The following is an 18,866-nucleotide window of genomic DNA, read 5'->3' as shown; positions in this document are numbered from 1 at the left end:
ACAAACATTTTTAAAACAGCGTTATGAAAAAAGTATTTAAATGCATGATATTTTTCGTGCTGGTCCTTACAGGTTATACATCCGTTGCACAGGATAAAAAATTTTACATTTTTCTCTGCTTCGGCCAGTCCAATATGGAAGGCAGTGCAAAAATTGAAGCACAGGATACCGTCAATGTAGATCCCCGCTTCCGGGTATTGGAAGCGGTAGATTGTCCCGATCTGCAAAGGACCAAAGGCAAATGGTACACCGCCGTTCCGCCACTGAGCAGGTGTAAAACCGGCCTCACACCTGCCGATTATTTCGGCAGGACACTGATAGAAAATCTGCCTGCCGATGTAAGAGTAGGTGTGATCAATGTAGCCGTGGGTGGCTGTAAAATTGAATTGTTCGACAAAGACAATTATCAATCTTACGTAGCCACTGCCCCCAATTGGATGATTGGTATGATAAACGCCTACGACGGAAATCCTTATGCGAGGCTGGTAGAAATGGCAAAAATTGCCCAGAAAGATGGCGTGATAAAAGGAATTTTATTGCACCAGGGGGAATCAAATACAGGAGATAGTACCTGGCCATCGAAACTGAATAAAGTCTACAACAACCTCTTGAATGACCTCCACCTGAAAGCCGGCAACGTTCCGCTGCTCGCCGGCGAAATGGTAGGCGCCCCCCAGGGCGGTAAATGTGCCAGCATGAATGCCATCATTGCAACATTGCCAAAAACGATCCCGACTGCACATGTGATCTCCTCTGCAGATTGTCCCGCTGTTCCTGATGGATTACATTTTTCCGCCGAAGGATACAGGATTCTGGGAAAAAGATATGCAGCACAAATGCTTGCATTACTGGGAGTAAAAATGAATGAAACAAAATAGCAATATTATCAAAAGAGATTTTAAAGTTATGAAATGAGAAAAAAAATACTGACAGCGATTGCCACCATGGGATATTTTTTGTGCATTGCCCAAAACCCAATCATACAAACCATTTACACGGCAGATCCCGCACCCCTGGTGCACAACGACACCGTTTATTTATATACCGGCCACGATGAAGATGCCTCCACCTGGTTTACCATGAAAGACTGGCATTGTTACACCACCACCGATATGGTAAACTGGACGGACCGCGGTGCGGTTCTTTCTCTCAAAGATTTTAGCTGGGCAAAAAAAGATGCGTGGGCCGGACAGGCCATTTACCGCAATGATAAATTTTACTGGTATGTACCGATGAACCATTCAACGATGGGCATGTCCATTGGTGTGGCCATTTCTACCAGTCCCTACGGCCCTTTTACAGATGCTTTGGGTAAACCCCTCGTGCACAGCGGCAACGGCGATATAGATCCGGGTGTGTTTATAGATGATGACAGCCAGGCTTATTTATATTGGGGCAATCCGTATTTAAAATATGTAAAACTAAATGAAGACATGATATCTTATTCAGGTGATGTGATCAGCGTGCCTTTGAATGAAACAGGTTTTAGTAAACGAATGAAGGATGCAGACAAGAGGCCCAGCGAATATGAAGAAGGCCCGTGGATATACAAACGTAAAAAACTGTATTACCTCGCCTACCCTGCCGGTGGCGTGCCCGAGCACCTCGCCTATTCTACCGGCCCCACTGCGACCGGCCCATGGACCTACCGCGATACCATTATGCCCGTAATAAAAAAGGGCGGCGCATTCACCAATCATCCGGGCATCATAGATTACAAAGGAAGGTCTTACCTTTTTTACCACAATGGCGCATTGCCCGGTGGTGGCGGGTTTAACCGCTCTGTTTGCGTAGAGGAATTTACTTACCATGCAGATGGCAGCATCCCGCGGATAACCAACACAACAGAAGGCGTCAGGCCTGTCAGTTTTTTAAATCCGTTCATCCGGCAGGAAGCCGAAACCATTGCCTGGGAAGAAGGTATTGAAACCGCTAAAGACAGTGTCGGCGCCAGCGGCATTTTTGTAACAGATATCAGCAACAACGACTACATAAAAGTGCGCAGTGCAGATTTTAGGAAAGGGGCAAAAAAATTCAGTGTCTCCGTTTCTGATATCAAAGGGGGTACCATAGAAATTCATGCGGATAGCAAAGATGGAATGCTGCTGGGAACACTCTCTGTAACGCCCGCCGGTGGTAGTATGCAATCATGTTCATTGAAAAAGATAAAAGGCGTGCACGACATTTATTTCGTTTTCAAAGGCAGCAATCACAATATGTTCAACTTTGATTGGTGGCAGTTTAAGTGATCAAATTTACCAATGCATTTTTTTAAAAGTTTTCAGGCAATGATGAAGAAAATAAAAAACAACATACTCCATGCGACAGTAACGATCCTGTTACTGAACATTGCGGCTACAACATCATTATCTGCTCAAACCGTCTGGCTCGACCAGCTGGACCTCTCCGCTGCAACGCAGGGTTATGGCACACCGGGTAAAAACAAATCCATTGATGGCAAACGTTTAAGCATCGGCGGCAAAACCTTCGACCGCGGGTTTGGAACACATGCCGAAAGCTTCCTGGCCATCAAACTGGATGGCAAAGCAACATTATTCTCTGCGCAGGTCGGCATCGACGATGAAATAAAAGACCAGCAACCTGCGGTAGAATTCATTATAAACGGCGATGGTAAAAAACTCTGGTCAAGCGGCATCATGAAACTGGGTGATGCGCCGAAGTTTTGCTCCGTACCACTTACGGGTGTACAAAAAATAGAACTCGTGGTAACCGATGGTGGCAACGGAAACTATTACGATCATGCCGATTGGGCAGATGCTAAATTTGAAACGCTTGCCGGGGCAATATTAGTCACCACCAATCCCATCGCCAAAGAGCCTTACATCCTCACGCCGGAAGCACCTGCTACGCCGAGGATCAACAGCGCCGGAGTTTTTGGAGTCCGGCCCGGCTCACCATTTCGATTCCTTGTGCCGGCCACCGGCAGCAGGCCTATGACCTTTTATGCCAACGCGTTGCCAACCGGCCTTAGCATCGATCCTGCGACCGGGCTCATTACCGGCAGGCTGGAAAAAGCAGGAACCTACATCGTTACCCTTGGCGCAACAAATGCCAAAGGTAACGCAGAAAAAAAATTGCGGATTGCCTGTGGCGACCGCATCGCTCTCACGCCCGTAATGGGATGGAACAGCTGGAATTGTTTTGCAGGCGAAGTGTCGGCAGATAAAGTAAAACGTGCCGCGGATGCGATGGTAAAAAGCGGCCTCATCAATCATGGATGGAACTACATCAACATAGATGATTTCTGGCAAAACCACCGCGATTCCAAAGACTCTACCTTACGTGGCCCATTGCGTGATGCCGCCGGCAATATTAACCCCAATGCCAGGTTTGGCAATATGGCTGCGTTGGCCGGTTATGTACACGGCCTCGGCTTAAAGATCGGGCTATATTCCAGTCCCGGCCCCTGGACCTGTGGCGGCTGCGCAGGCAGTTACGGGTACGAAAAACAAGATGCTGAGAGTTATGCCAAATGGGGATTTGATTATCTTAAATACGACTGGTGCAGTTACGGCGGCGTGCTCAACGGCCTGCCAGATAACGATCCTTATAAAGTCCGCTCATTATCTTTCCAGGGGGGTGATAACATCAATACCGCCGTTAAACCATTCATGCTGATGGGAACTTACCTGCAACAACAAAACCGCGACATCGTTTTCAGCCTCTGCCAGTATGGAATGTCGGATGTTTGGAAATGGGGCGACTCTGCCAAAGGCCAGTCATGGCGCACCACCAACGACATCACAGATACCTGGGCAAGTGTAAAAAACATTGCCCTTGCACAGGACAAAGCTGCACCATGGGCCACGCCCGGCAACTTCAACGATCCCGACATGCTGGTACTGGGCACTGTAGGATGGGGCAACCCGCATCCCAGCAAATTAAGGCCCGATGAGCAATACCTCCATTTCAGCCTCTGGAGCCTTTTTTCCGCACCACTGCTCATCGGTTGTGATATGGAAAAACTGGATCCTTTTACACTCAATCTGTTAACCAATGACGAAGTGATCGCTGTCAACCAGGATGCGTTGGGTAAACAGGCTGTATGCCTGCAAACCATCGGCGAACTCCACATTTATGTAAAAGAACTCGAAGATGGCAGCAAAGCCGTGGGCTTTTGCAATTTCGGACAGGAGCCTGTAGACATGAATTATAAAGATTTTGGCCAGTTAGGCATCAGTGGCAAACAAAAAGTGAGAGACCTCTGGCGCCAGAAAGATATTGCAACGATCGAAACAAAAACCGGCCAGCTCCCGGTGAAAGTACCGGCACACGGCGTTTTGCTGTACACCTTCACTAAATAAAAAGAATTGAAACAACAGGATCGATTTATAAAAAATTAAAACGCAGATCATTTGAAAAAACTGATATCAATAATGGCAGTGATGATGGACTTCTTTTGGTGTACCGCACAAAACCCCATCATACAGACAAAATTCACCGCCGATCCGGCGCCGATGGTATATCATGATACAGTGTTCCTTTATACCAGCCATGATGAAGACGATGCCTTCGGGTTTAAAATGAAAGACTGGTTGCTATACACTTCCACCGATATGGTCAACTGGACGGATCACGGAACGGTGGCATCGCTGCAAAATTTTAAATGGGTAAATACGGACAACGGCGCATGGGCGCCACAATGTATCGAACGCAACGGAAAGTTTTACCTGTATTGCCCTGTGCCGAATGGCCTGGGCATCGGCGTACTGGTGGGCGACAGCCCTTACGGCCCCTTTAAAGATCCGATCGGCAAGCCATTGATAAAAAACAGTAGCGACGATATCGACCCTACCGTGATGATTGACGATGACGGGCAAGCTTATCTCTATTGGGGCAATCCTAACCTCTATTATGTAAAGCTCAATGAAGACATGATATCTTATTCCGGTGAAGTGGTGAAGGATAGTTCGATGGCAAAAATAAAAGGCAAACCGGATCCATACCACTACCAGGAAGGCCCCTGGGCTTACAAGCGCAATGGGCATTATTACATGGCGTATGCATCCACCTGTTGCCCTGAAGGTATCGGTTATGCCATGAGCGATTCGCCGAAAGGGCCATGGGTATACAAGGGCATGATCATGGATGGCGACAAGAGATCAAGTGGTAATCATCCTGGCATCATCGATTTTAAAGGACAACCCTATGTGTTTGGTTTTAATTACGAGATCATGAAACGCACCTTCTCTAAACACAGCGAAAGGCGTTCGGTCTGTATCGAGAAATTAATTTACAATGCCGATGGCACCATTCAAAAATTACCATTCTGGTCAACCGCAGGCGTACCGCAGGTGGGAACACTCGATCCTTACAAAAAAGTGGAAGCCGAAACCATTGCCAATAGTGAAGGCATGAAAACGATGCAGCAAACAGAATGGGAAAGGGACCAGCCTTACAACAGGGGTAAAAAAATTGCCGACAGAATAGTGGTAAGCTCGATCAACAACGGCGACTATATCAAAGTAAAGGGCATTGATTTTTCTACCGGGGCAACATCGGTACAGGCCAGTGTGGCCGCCATTTACGGCGGAAAGATCGAGGTTCGCAAAGATAAAGTTGACGGGCCGGTGATAGCCACCATCGTGGTTAACGCATCGGGAGAAGGCGATATCTGGAAGACAGTATCCGCCAGAGTAACCGCCATCAAAGGCATTCATGATGTGTACTTCGTTTTTAAAGGAAACAAAGACCTCTTTTATTTTGATTGGTGGCAATTCAACAAGTAAACATTTATTAATAAAATTTTTGATCACTCAACTACAACATAATGCGTCTACATCTTATTTTATTGTTCCTTCTTATAGCCATCAATACGCAGGCACAATCATGGCAAAAAACAAATGAAGGTGCAAAAGTAACCGTTGATAATATAGCCATTGAAATAGCATTTTTCAATCCATCAACTGTAAGGATAATCAAATCACCGTCGGACAGTTCTTTCACCCAAAAAAGCCTTTCGGTGATTGCCACAGCGCAAAAGATAAAATTAGTTTCCACACAACTTAACAATATACTTACTGTAAAAAGTGAGGATATGGTGGTAAAGTGTAATCTTGTATCCGGTGTCATCAGTTTTTACAATAAAGCGGGAACAGTCATTTTAAACGAAAAAGAAAATAGTGCATCCTTCAAACCATTTAACGATGCAGGCAGCAATACATTTACCGTGGAACAGGCGTATGTGCTGGATAAAGACGAAGCCATTTATGGCTTGGGGCAACAGCAACGCGGCAAAATGATACAACGAAACCTCACCCTCAACATGGTGCAGGGAAACACCGACGATTATGTTCCGTTTTTTTTATCCGCAAAAGGTTATGGGTTATTTTGGGACAACTACTCCCCTACCGTTTTTACCGATAATGCACAGGGCACTTCTTTCAGATCCGAGGTAGGCGACTGCATCGACTATTATTTTATGACAGGCAGCAATGCAGATGGCGTGATCAGCTGCATGAGAAACCTTACCGGCAAAGCACCGATGTTCCCCTTATGGACCTACGGTTTTTTTCAGAGCAAAGAACGGTACAAAAGCCAGGATGAATTGGTGGGCGTGGTAAAAAAATACCGGCAGTTGCAGGTTCCGCTCGATGGCATCATACAGGACTGGCAATACTGGGGCAGTAATTATTTATGGAACGCCATGGATTTTTTAAATGAAGAATTTCCGGATTCAAAAAAAATGGTCAACGATATTCATGATCTGAATGCCCATGTGACTATATCCATCTGGAATTCCTTCGGGCCGCAAACAAAACAATACCGGGAGCTGGACAGCATAAAAGCCCTGATGAATTTCAACACCTGGCCGCAATCCGGTTCTACATTATGGCCACCAAAACGCGATTACCCTTCCGGTGTACGGGTGTACGATCCCTTCAACCCCGTGGCCCGAGATGTTTACTGGAAATACCTGAGCAAAATGCACGGGTTGGGAATCGATGGCTGGTGGATGGATTCATCGGAACCGGATCACCTCGATTTCAAACCTTCCGACATGGATAACAAAACGTACCTGGGTTCCTTTCGGAAAGTACGCAACGCATTTCCTTTAATGACGGTGGGTGGTGTGTATACACATCAACGGGCTGTTGATTCAAGCAAACGGGTGTTCATCCTTACACGTTCCGCATTTGCCGGCCAACAGCGATACGGCGCCAATACATGGTCGGGTGATGTGACCGCTTCCTGGAATACCTTGCGCAACCAGGTATCAGCAGGGCTCAATTTTTCGCTCACCGGCATCCCCTACTGGAACAGTGATATCGGTGGTTTTTTCCTCAACAATTTTCGCAAAAAACTCGACGACCCGGAATACCGTGAACTCTATGTGAGATGGCTCGAGTTCGGCACCTTCTGCCCTATGATGCGCTCGCATGGAGCCGATGCACCAAGGGAAATTTATCAGTTCGGTAAAAAGGGAGACAGGTCTTATGATGCCATTGAAAAATACATCCGGCTCCGGTATAGTTTATTGCCTTACATCTATTCCGCTTCGTGGGATGTGACCGCCAATAATTCCAGTATGATGCGGGCGCTGGTGATGGATTTTGCACATGATAAAAATGCCCTGGATATAAACGACCAGTTTATGTTTGGAAAATCTGTTATGGTCAGTCCGGTCACCAATGCAATGTATGTAAAACCTGTGGCCAATGGCAGAGACACCAGCATGGCGGAAGATTTCAGCAGCGTAAAAACGAAGGAAACTTATTTACCAGCCGGTGCCGTCTGGTATGACTTCTGGACCGGGGAAAAATTTGCAGGTGGTAAAAAAGTAATGAAAGAAACACCACTCGACATTATTCCGCTCTATATAAAAGCCGGCAGCATTTTACCCATCGGTCCACAGGTTCAGTTCGCAACAGAAAAAAAATGGGAGAGCCTGGACATGCGCATCTATCCCGGCGCCGACGGAAAATTTGTTTTGTATGAAGATGAAAATGACAATTACAATTACGAAAAAGGAATGTATTCTACCATCAGTTTTGACTGGAATGATAAAAAGAAATTATTAACTATTGAAGATAGAAAAGGCATGTTCCCCGGAATGCTGCAAAGCAGGAAATTTAATATCGTCATAGTAAGCAATAATAAAGCTGGAAGCGAAAATTCATTTACCCCGTCAGACAAATCGATCACTTATACCGGAAAAAAAGTGATGCTTAAATTTTAAATACCCGCAATAAAATAAAGGGATGAGATTAAAGATTGTATTATTTCTTGCCGCTGTATGCTGTATAGTTTCTGCCAGGTCGCAGAAACCAACAGTATTGTCGCCCAATCAAAAGATAATGATCACATTATTCAATGAGCAAAATATGGAGTCCGGCGAATGGTATTTAACAGCTTCTTACAGCACCAATGGAATATTTTCACAAGCAATTCCACGGATTGCTTTGGGGCTGTCAAGAAGCGACCAGGATTTTTCCACGCAACTTAAATGTCTGAAAGTGTCCAGGCCGGTTTTAATTAATGAACTGTATTCGGCAATTCATGGAAAAAAATCGTCGCGTAGTAATTCGGCCAATGAAGTAATTGTTTCGTTTGAGAATCCTTCTAAAGCAAAGTTGAATATCATCATCAGGGCATATAATGACGGGGTCACTTTCCGTTATGAATTTCCTGAAAAGGAAGGCTCCTTCAGGATAAAAGATGAATTGACCTCCTATTCCATTCCTAAAGAAACAACAAGATGGATGGAAAAATGGAACCCCGCCAATGAAGGGCTTTACACAGCCATGAGCGGGGATAAAATACAAATGCAGGAATGGTGTTACCCGGCTTTATTTAAGTTAAAAGACAGTTCGTGCTATTTTTTGCTGCACGAATCTGATCTAAACAGTTCCTACTGCGGTACAAAGCTCAGCAACTTAACCGACAGCACAGGCTACAAGCTTAGTTTCCCCAATCCAAAAGACGGAAGAGGCACCGGTGAATCGATGCCAATGATCACGCTTCCCTGGAAATCGCCGTGGCGTGTGATTATCATGGGCAGCCTTTCGGATATTGTTGCTTCAACGCTGGTGGATGATGTAGCCACTCCATCTGTAATAAAAAACACCAGCTGGATAAAACCCGGCGTGGTGTCATGGAATTATTGGTCAGACAATCATGGCACAAAGGATTACAGAACGGTAACAGCATTTGCAGACCTGGCGGCAGAAATGAACTGGACTTATACACTGCTTGACTGGGAATGGGATAGCATGACAAACGGTGGCAATGTTGAAGATGCTGCGAAATACATATTATCAAAAGGGGTAAAACCATTGATATGGTACAACTCAGGCGGCAACCATACCTGGGTTTCTGCCACTCCAAAAGACAGGATGCTGACACATGAAAACCGGGTGGAGGAATTTACCAAATTAAAAAAGATGGGGTTCGCCGGTGTGAAGATCGATTTCTTTGAAAGTGAGAAACAGGACATGATAAAATATTATCTCGACATCCTGCAGGACGCGGCACAATTTGAAATGATGGTTTACTTTCACGGTTGTATGGTGCCAAGAGGATGGGCAAGAACCTATCCCAACCTGATGACCTATGAGGCGGTACGGGGAGCTGAATGGTACAACAATGGCCCCGAATTTACCGTCACAGCACCTGAGCATAATGCCACACTTCCATTCACCCGCAATGTAGTGGGAGCCATGGATTACACGCCGGTAACATTTACCAACTCGCAGTTTCCGCATACAACATCCTATGGTCATGAGCTGGCACTGAGTGTGTTGTTTGAATCAGGATTGCAACATTTTGCTGACCGCCCCGAAGGGTATCATGAACTGCCGGATGCAATAAAGACATTTTTAAAAAATGTTCCCAATGCCTGGGATGATACCAAACTGCTGGATGGCATTGTTGGCGAAGAAGTTACTATTGCACGGCGCAAGGAAACTGCGTGGTATGTAGCCGGCATTACCGCCACCCAACGAAAGGAAAAAACAAGATCTTTAAAGTTTGATTTTTTGCAGGAAGGAATAAAATACAAACTCACGTTAATATCCGACGGTAAACACGATAAGGACTTTCTCGTACAATATTCAGTAGTTGATAAAAACACTTCCTTAAATATTAAACTGCTTCGTCGTGGCGGATTTGCAGCATCATTAATACCATTACAATAGTTTTACTTTATAAAAAATGAAAAAATTTATTTTAGTGATCACCGGGTTTTGTCCTCTCGTACTTTTTGCCCAGGTGTATCAAAAACACACGCTGCAAAAAGACAAACTCAGCATACAACTTTCAGAAGGTGTGTTAAACATCATTCCGCTTACGGATAAAACCGTCAGGATACAATGGCAAAAAGAGTTGCCTGAAGAGGAAAGAGAATTCGTATTGATCAACAAACAACCGGTTCCTAACTTTACCTTTTCCGAAAAAGCCGAATTGCTGAAACTCAGCACCACGGCCATAACCGTGCTGTACAATAAACAAACAGGCGTTATTGAGTATAGTGATAAAACAGGCAAAATATTTTTAAGTGAAAAAGGCGCCAGCAGAAAGTTGACTGCAAATACGTTAGACGGCCAGTCATGTTATATCGCAGAACAAACTTTTGATTCTCCCGGAGATGAATCATTATTCGGATTGGGACAATTTCAGGATGGGCATTACAATCTTCGTAACGTGACCCGGAAGTTAACGCAGGTGAATACCCAGATCGCCATCCCGTTTTTGTATTCAAGCAAAGGTTATGGTATTTTGTGGCACCAGTATGGATTAACTGAATTCAACCCGGCCGATAATAGTATTACACTTGTAAAAAAAGATTCGGTTTCCGGTGCAAAAACAGCGGTGGAAGTGAGCACCACAGAAGGCACCAAAAAAGTTTCGCAACGTGAATCCTTATACACCGGAAAATTTTCTGTTGAAAAAGACGGTGAATATTCCATGATGCTCGACCTCGGTAACATGGAAAGCCGCCACCTGCTTATTATTGACGGCACGCCTTGTATCGACCAGAGTAACCTATGGTTGCCGCCCGCAGCAAGTGCTTTGGTAAATCTAAAAAAAGGAGAACACAGCGTACAGGTTGTTTGCAAATCAGCCAACACACCCCATCTTAGCTGGAAAATTTCAGCGAATGAAACCACCTTTCGTTCCATCAATGCAAAGTCCCTGGATTATGTAGTGTTTTTTGGTAAAAATGCAGATGAAATAATCGCCGGATATCGGCACCTTTCGGGCAGCGTACCCATGCTGCCACTATGGGCTTATGGTTTCTGGCAATGCCGCGAACGCTACACTTCCGGCGAACACCTGGTTTCTACGGTGCAGAAATTCAGGGAGAGAAAGCTGCCGCTGGATGTGATCGTACAGGACTGGCAATATTGGGGAAAACACGGCTGGGGCGTTCCCCAATTTGATACCACGCATTATCCCGACCCCGCAGGGTTCATTAAAACGTTGCATGGCCTGCATGCACGTTTTTCGATTTCTGTGTGGGAAAATTTAGATAAAAAATCCAACGTGGCTAAGGATTACATAACCAAAGACCTGTATATACCCAACAGTCCGTGGATCGACATTTACAATCCCGAAACACAAAAAACACATTGGAATGCGTTGAATAAAAACCTGTTCAGCCTTGGTGTAGATTCCTGGTGGATGGATGCAACAGAGCCGGAAAATGACGCGCTGAAAGGAAAGCAAACTTATTTCGGGCCGGGCGATTTTTACCGGCTCACCTACCCTTTGTTCGTAAGCAAAGCTATCTATGATGGCCAGCGGGCAACCGATCCGGGTAAACGGGTCGCCATTCTCACCCGCTCTGCATTCGCCGGCCAGCAGCGCTACGGCACCATCAACTGGTCGGGCGATATCGGCTGGAACTGGGATGCCTATAAAAGGCAGATCGTTGCCGGTCTTAATTATAACCTGACCGGTATGCCGTACTGGACAACAGATATCGGCGGATTTTTCCGTCCCGGCAACGGCCAATACACCGATACCCTTTACCATGATATCCTCACCCGTTGGTTTCAATGGGGAGCATTTAATACCATCTTCCGCATCCATGGGTATCAGACTGAGACCGAACCATGGAAATATGGCGATAAAGTTGAAAATAACATGCGCAGTATGATGAACCTGCGTTATCGACTGATGCCGTACATTTATTCGGAAGCGTGGCAGGTGTCCAAAAATGGCTCAACCATGATGCGGCCATTGGTAATGGATTTCAGCAATGATGCGAAAGCGGTTGCACAGCCGTACGAATATATGTTTGGCAAAGCCATGCTGGTAGCGCCAGTCACAGCACCGGCATCAACCTGGGAAGTTTATCTTCCAAAATCGAATGGATGGTACAACTTCTGGACGGGCAAAAAATATGATGGCGGACAAAGCATCACGGCCGATGCACCGCAAGACAAAATTCCCCTATACGTCAAAGCGGGTGCGATCATTCCCATGGGAAAATTAATGCAGTACACCGGTGAAAAAATAAATGACACCCTCGAAGTCCGCATTTATACAGGCGCTGACGCTGCATTTGATCTATACGAAGATGAGGGCGACAATTATAATTATGAAAAAGGAAAATACAGTGTGATACCTTTTTACTGGAATGAAAAGTTACAGGTGCTCACCATTGGAAATACAGCAGGCACTTACGCAGGTCTGGTACAGAAAAGAGTTTTCAATATCGTTTTTGTAAAGGATGGCAATGGCAGCGGTATTGAAAATGCGCATACTGCAACAACAGTGCTCTACTCCCGGAATAAAATAACAGTGAAAAAATAAGGTGGTTTGAAATAACGCCGGATAAAAAAATGATATGCTATTAAAAAAAATTAATTCAGTTGCGTGCCTGATCATAGGCATGACCCTCATTAGTGATCATGCCAACGCACAGGATAAATTGTACGCCAATGAGTTTCCCTTGAGTGATGTAAGATTACTGGAAGGCCCGTTTCAACATGCCCGTGACCTCAACATCAAAGTGTTATTGGAATATGATGTGGACCGTTTACTGGCTGGTTACCGGAAAGAAGCGGGATTACCGGAGAAAGCAAGATCATTTAAAAACTGGGATGGCCTCGACGGGCATGTGGGCGGGCACTACCTGTCGGCACTTGCTATGAATTATGCGGCTACCGGAAATGCTGAATGCAAAAAAAGAATGGATTACATGTTGTCGGAATTAAGCGCCTGCCAGGATGCCAACGAAAAAAATAATCCCGGATGGGGAAAAGGATATGTGGGCGCCGTGCCGAACAGTAAAAATGTATGGAATGGTTTTCAACAGGGAGATTTTGCGGCCTTTCGGAGTGCATGGGTACCCTTTTACAACATTCATAAAATGTATGCCGGTTTGAGGGATGTTTGGTTATATACCGGAAATACAAAAGCAAAAATCATGTTCTTAAAATTCTGCGATTGGGGAATAGCCGTTACCGCGGCACTTACAGATGCACAAATGCAGACCGTACTGGATGTCGAGCAAGGCGGTATGAACGAGACATTTGCCGATGCTTATGAGATGACCCGCAACGAAAAATACCTCGTTGCAGCCAAAAGATTTTCGCATAAAATATTGTTGGATGCCATGGCGGCCAAAAAAGATAACCTGGATAATAGACATGCCAATACGCAGGTGCCAAAAGTGGTAGGATTTGAACGCATCGGCGAACTCACCAACGATGCAGCCTACAAAACAGCGGGTAACTTTTTCTGGGCAACTGTAACCGAAAACCGCAGCCTGGCTTTTGGCGGCAACAGCAGAAGGGAGTTCTTTCCCAGCGCTACCGCATCCACGGACTTTATAAACGATGTGGAAGGCCCTGAATCCTGTAACTCCTACAATATGCTGAAGTTGACAGAAGACCTGTTCCGCATGAATCCTTTGGCAAAGTATGCAGATTATTATGAAAGAACATTGTACAATCATATTTTATCTACCCAGCACCCGGAAACCGGTAGCTATGTATATTTCACGCCCGCCAGGCCACGTCATTACAGGGTATATTCATCGCCCAATGAAGGCATGTGGTGCTGCGTTGGAAGCGGCATGGAAAATCACGGTAAGTATGGCCAGTTTATTTATACGCATCAAAAGAATGACCTGTATGTAAATCTATTTATGGCTTCCGAATTAAACTGGAAAAATAAAAAAATAAAGATCAGGCAGCAAACGGTTTTTCCCAATGAAGAACAGTCGAAAATAACCATTACGGACGGCGCTGCAGATTTCACCATGATGATCCGCTATCCGTCATGGGTGAGCGATGCTGCATTAAAGATCAGCATAAATGGCAAAGCGGTGAATATCTCCAATCACCCGTCTTCTTACGTGCCGCTGAAACGCCGGTGGAAAAAAGGCGATGTGGTCATCGTTTCGCTACCTATGCACAACACGATCGAACACATGCCCAATGTGCCCAACTATGTAGCCGTAATGCACGGCCCGGTATTATTGGCTGCAAAAACGGGTACGGAAGACCTGAAAGGACTGGTGGCCGATGATGGCAGATGGTCGCACATCGCCGGTGGAAAAAAATTGCCCGTAGACAAAGCGCCGATCATCATCGAAGACAACATCACTTCGCTTACTGCAAAATTAGAACCGGTTGCCGGGCAACCCCTCCATTTTACCGCCCCGACAGTACAGCTCATCAACCCCATCAAAGTGGTATTTGAACCTTTTTACAAGATACATGATGCAAGATATATGATGTATTGGATGGCCCTGAGCAATACAGGTTACCGATCTTACCTGGATTCGATCGCCATCATCGAAAAACAAAAACTGGAGCTCGAGAAACGGACCATTGATTTTGTGGCGCCCGGCGAGCAACAGCCCGAAGCCGACCATTTCATGCAGCAGCAACGTTCCAACAAAGGCAATCAAAATGACGAATTCTGGCGGGATGCACACGGTGAAGACGGTTACTTCAGCTACCAGCTTTCTACAAATAACGAAACCGGCTTATCGCTTTTTGTTCGTTATTGGGGAGCGGAATGGGGCGGACGAAAATTTGATATTTACATAGATGACCAGAAACTGGTTACAGAAGACAACAGCAATAAATGGAACCAGTCGAAATTTCAGAATGTGACGTATGCGATCCCGGATTCAATGATCAAAGGAAAAGAAAAAGTAAGGGTGAAATTTCAGGCAGTGGCAGGTAACACGGCCGGTGCTGTCTATTATATCAGGCTGATAAAATAAAAAGGACAATCGCGGGTTTGTCAGCTTGTGAAAAAAACGGACAAACCCGGGAGTTAAACCGGAGAAAATACATATATTTATTGCGTTCAAAAGTGATTGCCTGCGACCTGTTTTTCATGATACTATTTTCATAAAGAAGAAACACAGTCTATTGCAAACTTATCGGTACGCCTGAACGACGTCATAGGCCGCGGCACCCGATAATCGCTTTCATTAAAGAACATTTTTTTTTGCCTTTTTATTGCAACCGATTGCAATTTGATTTATCCGTTCTTTCGATACATCCTCAGTTACAACAGCATGCTGAAGCATGTAATGGCTGATGATAAAGGAAGGATCCATTAAAAAATAAAAAATTAAGCCACATGAATATATCAGCAAAACTTACCACTTCCATATTATTTTGTTTGCTCCTTTCGGCAATAAAGCCCTTTGCGCAAACCACTACCCTTGTAAACCCGATCCTCATGGGTTTTTATCCCGACCCTAGTATTGTACAGGTGGAAAAGGATTATTACCTGGTCAATTCCACTTTCTCCTACTTCCCGGGCATACCGGTTTTCCACAGTAAAGATCTGAAGAACTGGAAGCAGATCGGCAATGTGATAGACCGCACTTCGCAGCTGGATTTCATGGGCGAACGCATGACCAGAGGTTTGTTTGCGCCCGCGATCAGTTATTACAACGGAACCTATTATGTTACCTGCACCGATATCGATCATGAAGGAAATTTTGTGGTAACAGCAAAAGAGCCTGCCGGCCCTTGGAGCGATCCCGTTCGCATTCCGCAGGTAAGGGGCATCGACCCTTCTTTGTTTTTTGATGACAATGGCAAAGCATACATCGTTTACAACAGCGATGCTCCGGATAACAAACCTTTGTATTCCGGGCACCGCACGATCAGGTCGTATGAATTTGACCCGGTATCGTTAAAAGTGACCGGTGAAGAAAAACAACTGGTAAATGGTGGCGTGGACATCTCCAAACAACCCGTATGGATCGAAGGCCCACACATCATGAAAAGAAACAGTTGGTATTATTTATATGCTGCGGAAGGTGGAACTTCTGTCAATCACTCCGAAGTGGTGTTCCGCAGCAGGTCTGTAATGGGGCCATATATTCCCTATGAAAAAAATCCTATACTCACACAAAGAGATCTCCCGGAAGACAGAAAGAATCCCATTACTTCTACCGGCCATGCACAATTTGTAGATGGGCCGGACGGAAAAACCTACGCCATATTTTTGGCCGTAAGGCCGTATGAAGGCGATTATTACAATACCGGCAGGGAAACATTTATAGCACCGGTAGAATGGAAAGACGAATGGCCGGTGATCAATCCCAACAGCAAAGAGGTACAATATAGCTACCCCGTAAATATTAAAGAAGTAAAACAAAAAAGCACACTTCCTCAATCGGGCAATTTCTCTTACAAATTAACCTTTAAAAAAGAACTTGACCCGTCTTTGATCTTTATGCGCAAGCCCGACAGCACTGCATTCAGCCTGTCGAAAAAAGCCGGGCTTACTTTAAAATTAAAGCCGGAAACAGTGATGGATATGGGTAGCCCTTCTTTTGTAGGCAAGCGTCAGCAGCATTTATACAACAGCATCGAAACAAAGATCACTTTCAAACCAACGGCCGAAAATGAAAAAGCAGGACTGGCTGTTTTCCAAAGTGAGTCCCATTTTTATTTTATGGCGAGATCAGTTTCAAATGGTAAAGAAGTAATGCAACTCTTTAAAGGCAAGCCCAAACAAAAAGAAATGGAGAGGATCACCGAAATTCCGTTGGCAACAACATCTTCAAAACTTTATTTAAAAATAAATGCCGAAGGAAGCACCTATAGTTTTTATTACTCCCCGAATGGAAAAGACTGGATCCTGTTGAAAGATAAAGTGGATGCAAAATTTGTAAGCACCAAAACCGCCGGTGGTTTTGTAGGATGTATCTATGGCATGTATGCTACATCATCAGGCCTGCCATCTTCGAATATTGCTTCTTTTAAATTTTTAACCTACACCGGCAACGACCCTGTGTACCGGTAACCCGATCATTTATTAAAGCCGAATGCAAAAAATATGAAAAGAAAATATGTAGCCCTCACATTGTTATTGCTCTGCCTTGCCGGCAACAACATTACAGCGCAAGTACAACAGGCCACCAACCCGGTCATATTTGCGGATGTACCGGATATGTCCATCATCCGCATAGGTAAAACTTATTACATGAGTAGCACCACCATGCACATGAGTCCTGGCGTACCCATCATGAGATCGGAAGACCTGGTAAACTGGAAGCTCGTTAATTATGCATATGATACGCTTGCCAACATCGATGAACTAAATCTCAACAACGGTAAGAACGTGTATGGCCGAGGTTCCTGGGCCAGTTGCCTTCGCTACCACAACGGGATGTTCTATGTTTCAACCTTTTCGCAAACGCCCAACAAGACATTTATCTACGCAACAAAAAATATTGAAAAAGGCCCATGGAAAAGGATTACATTTTCTCCGTCTTACCACGACCATACCATCTTTTTTGATGATGGAAAGACGTACCTGATCACCGGTGCCGGTAAATTAACAATATTCGAATTAAAAGACGATCTATCGGGGATAAAACCGGGAACCGAACGGGTGCTGATTGAAAATGCCAATACACCTGCCGGTGAAAATATCATGCTCAAAGCGGAGGGCTCGCAGCTCTTTAAAGTAAAAGGAAAATATTACCTGTTCAACATTGTGTGGCCACGCGGCGGAATGCGTACCGTACTCATCCACCGGGCAGACAACATCAATGGGCCATGGGAAGGCAAAGTTGCCTTACAGGACCTGGGCGTTGCACAAGGCGGGTTGATCGATATGCCCGACGGCACCTGGTATTCGTATTTATTCAGGGACAACGGCGCTGTCGGGCGTGTGCCGTACCTCGTGCCGGTGAAATGGGAAAACGGCTGGCCGGTATTAGGTGTGGAAGGTAAAGTGCCGATGACATTAAATTTGCCCGCCAACAAAAGCCTCATCCCCGGCATCGTACACTCCGATGAATTTACCCGCAGGAAAAAAGACCTGTCGTTACCACTCGTTTGGCAATGGAACCACAACCCTGAAAACACCTTATGGTCGCTGAGCGAACGGAAAGGATTTTTGCGCCTCAAAACCGGCAGGATCGACACCTCGATCCTATCCGCAAGAAATATGCTCACGCAGCGCACCATCGGCCCGGTATGCACCGGCATCACTTCACTCGATGTATCTGGATTAAAAGATGGTGATTTTGCGGGTCTCTGTTTGTTACAAAAAAATTATGGACTGGTTGGCGTACGAATGACGGGCAATAATAAAACGATCGTGATGATCAACGCTTCCGGTGGCACAGCTGTAGAAGCAGCTACTGTTCCGCTCACCCAGGAAACCGTTTATTTTAAAGCTATATGTGACTTTACCGACAGGAAAGATGTGGCCGGTTTCTATTACAGCATCGATGGCAAAAACTGGCTACCCATTGGCACACAGTTAAAAATGGCCTATACATTACCACATTTTATGGGTTACCGTTTTGGCCTGTTCAACTACGCCACCAAAGAAACCGGTGGATATGCGGATTTCGATTATTTCCATATCTCCGACACGATCGACAGGTAATAATAAATTTT

Annotated in this window: 10 protein-coding genes; all 10 read left to right on the top strand. The window is 45.2% G+C overall.

Translation table 11 applies throughout. The annotated features are described in order from the left end of the window. Nucleotides 1-23 precede the first annotated feature (23 nt). The 10 genes from EGI32_RS20815 (at nt 24) to EGI32_RS20770 (ending at nt 18,855) form a co-directional block, all read left to right on the top strand. Nucleotides 24-878, top strand: a complete 855-nt coding sequence (locus EGI32_RS20815; RefSeq protein WP_255157596.1) for a sialate O-acetylesterase — start codon at nt 24-26, stop codon at nt 876-878. Between the two features lie 33 nt (nt 879-911). After that, nucleotides 912-2,249 carry a glycoside hydrolase family 43 protein gene (locus tag EGI32_RS20810; protein WP_255157595.1) on the top strand — a complete coding sequence of 446 codons (1,338 nt, stop codon included), beginning with the start codon at nt 912-914 and terminating at the stop codon, nt 2,247-2,249. Between the two features lie 39 nt (nt 2,250-2,288). Continuing rightward, nucleotides 2,289-4,325 carry an NPCBM/NEW2 domain-containing protein gene (locus EGI32_RS20805; RefSeq protein WP_255157594.1) on the top strand — a complete coding sequence of 679 codons (2,037 nt, stop codon included), beginning with the start codon at nt 2,289-2,291 and terminating at the stop codon, nt 4,323-4,325. Nucleotides 4,326-4,406: 81 nt separating this feature from the next. Beyond that, nucleotides 4,407-5,750 carry a glycoside hydrolase family 43 protein gene (locus EGI32_RS20800; protein WP_255157593.1) on the top strand — a complete coding sequence of 448 codons (1,344 nt, stop codon included), beginning with the start codon at nt 4,407-4,409 and terminating at the stop codon, nt 5,748-5,750. Between the two features lie 41 nt (nt 5,751-5,791). Further along, entirely contained in the window at nt 5,792-8,200 is a 2,409-nt protein-coding gene (locus EGI32_RS20795; protein ID WP_255157592.1) for a TIM-barrel domain-containing protein, read from the top strand. 22 nt (nt 8,201-8,222) lie between these two features. After that, nucleotides 8,223-10,157: a glycoside hydrolase family 97 protein gene (locus tag EGI32_RS20790; RefSeq protein ID WP_255157591.1), complete on the top strand. Its 1,935-nt coding sequence runs from the start codon at nt 8,223-8,225 to the stop codon at nt 10,155-10,157. A 16-nt stretch (nt 10,158-10,173) separates the two neighbouring features. Beyond that, nucleotides 10,174-12,780, top strand: coding sequence for a TIM-barrel domain-containing protein (locus tag EGI32_RS20785; RefSeq protein ID WP_255157590.1), 2,607 nt, complete (start codon nt 10,174-10,176; stop codon nt 12,778-12,780). Nucleotides 12,781-12,814: 34 nt separating this feature from the next. Further along, a complete protein-coding gene (locus EGI32_RS20780) occupies nt 12,815-15,208 on the top strand; it encodes a glycoside hydrolase family 127 protein (protein WP_255157589.1) in 2,394 nt (797 codons plus the stop codon). A 365-nt stretch (nt 15,209-15,573) separates the two neighbouring features. Further along, nucleotides 15,574-17,256, top strand: coding sequence for a glycoside hydrolase family 43 protein (locus tag EGI32_RS20775; protein ID WP_255157588.1), 1,683 nt, complete (start codon nt 15,574-15,576; stop codon nt 17,254-17,256). Nucleotides 17,257-17,289: 33 nt separating this feature from the next. Next, a complete protein-coding gene (locus tag EGI32_RS20770; protein ID WP_255157587.1) occupies nt 17,290-18,855 on the top strand; it encodes a glycoside hydrolase 43 family protein in 1,566 nt (521 codons plus the stop codon). The last annotated feature ends 11 nt before the right edge of the window (nt 18,856-18,866 follow it).

This window comes from Ferruginibacter sp. HRS2-29 (genome assembly GCF_024343615.1).
GTDB lineage: Bacteria > Bacteroidota > Bacteroidia > Chitinophagales > Chitinophagaceae > Ferruginibacter.
Note: the sequence above shows the minus strand (reverse complement) of the source record. Positions and strands in the feature narration are given on the sequence as shown.

Coding starts and splice junctions, on each gene's coding strand:
- EGI32_RS20815 (WP_255157596.1), top strand. CDS start 24: ATGAAAAAAGTATTTAAATGCATGATATTTTTCGTGCTGGTCCTTACA.
- EGI32_RS20810 (WP_255157595.1), top strand. CDS start 912: ATGAGAAAAAAAATACTGACAGCGATTGCCACCATGGGATATTTTTTG.
- EGI32_RS20805 (WP_255157594.1), top strand. CDS start 2,289: ATGATGAAGAAAATAAAAAACAACATACTCCATGCGACAGTAACGATC.
- EGI32_RS20800 (WP_255157593.1), top strand. CDS start 4,407: ATGATGGACTTCTTTTGGTGTACCGCACAAAACCCCATCATACAGACA.
- EGI32_RS20795 (WP_255157592.1), top strand. CDS start 5,792: ATGCGTCTACATCTTATTTTATTGTTCCTTCTTATAGCCATCAATACG.
- EGI32_RS20790 (WP_255157591.1), top strand. CDS start 8,223: ATGAGATTAAAGATTGTATTATTTCTTGCCGCTGTATGCTGTATAGTT.
- EGI32_RS20785 (WP_255157590.1), top strand. CDS start 10,174: ATGAAAAAATTTATTTTAGTGATCACCGGGTTTTGTCCTCTCGTACTT.
- EGI32_RS20780 (WP_255157589.1), top strand. CDS start 12,815: ATGCTATTAAAAAAAATTAATTCAGTTGCGTGCCTGATCATAGGCATG.
- EGI32_RS20775 (WP_255157588.1), top strand. CDS start 15,574: ATGAATATATCAGCAAAACTTACCACTTCCATATTATTTTGTTTGCTC.
- EGI32_RS20770 (WP_255157587.1), top strand. CDS start 17,290: ATGAAAAGAAAATATGTAGCCCTCACATTGTTATTGCTCTGCCTTGCC.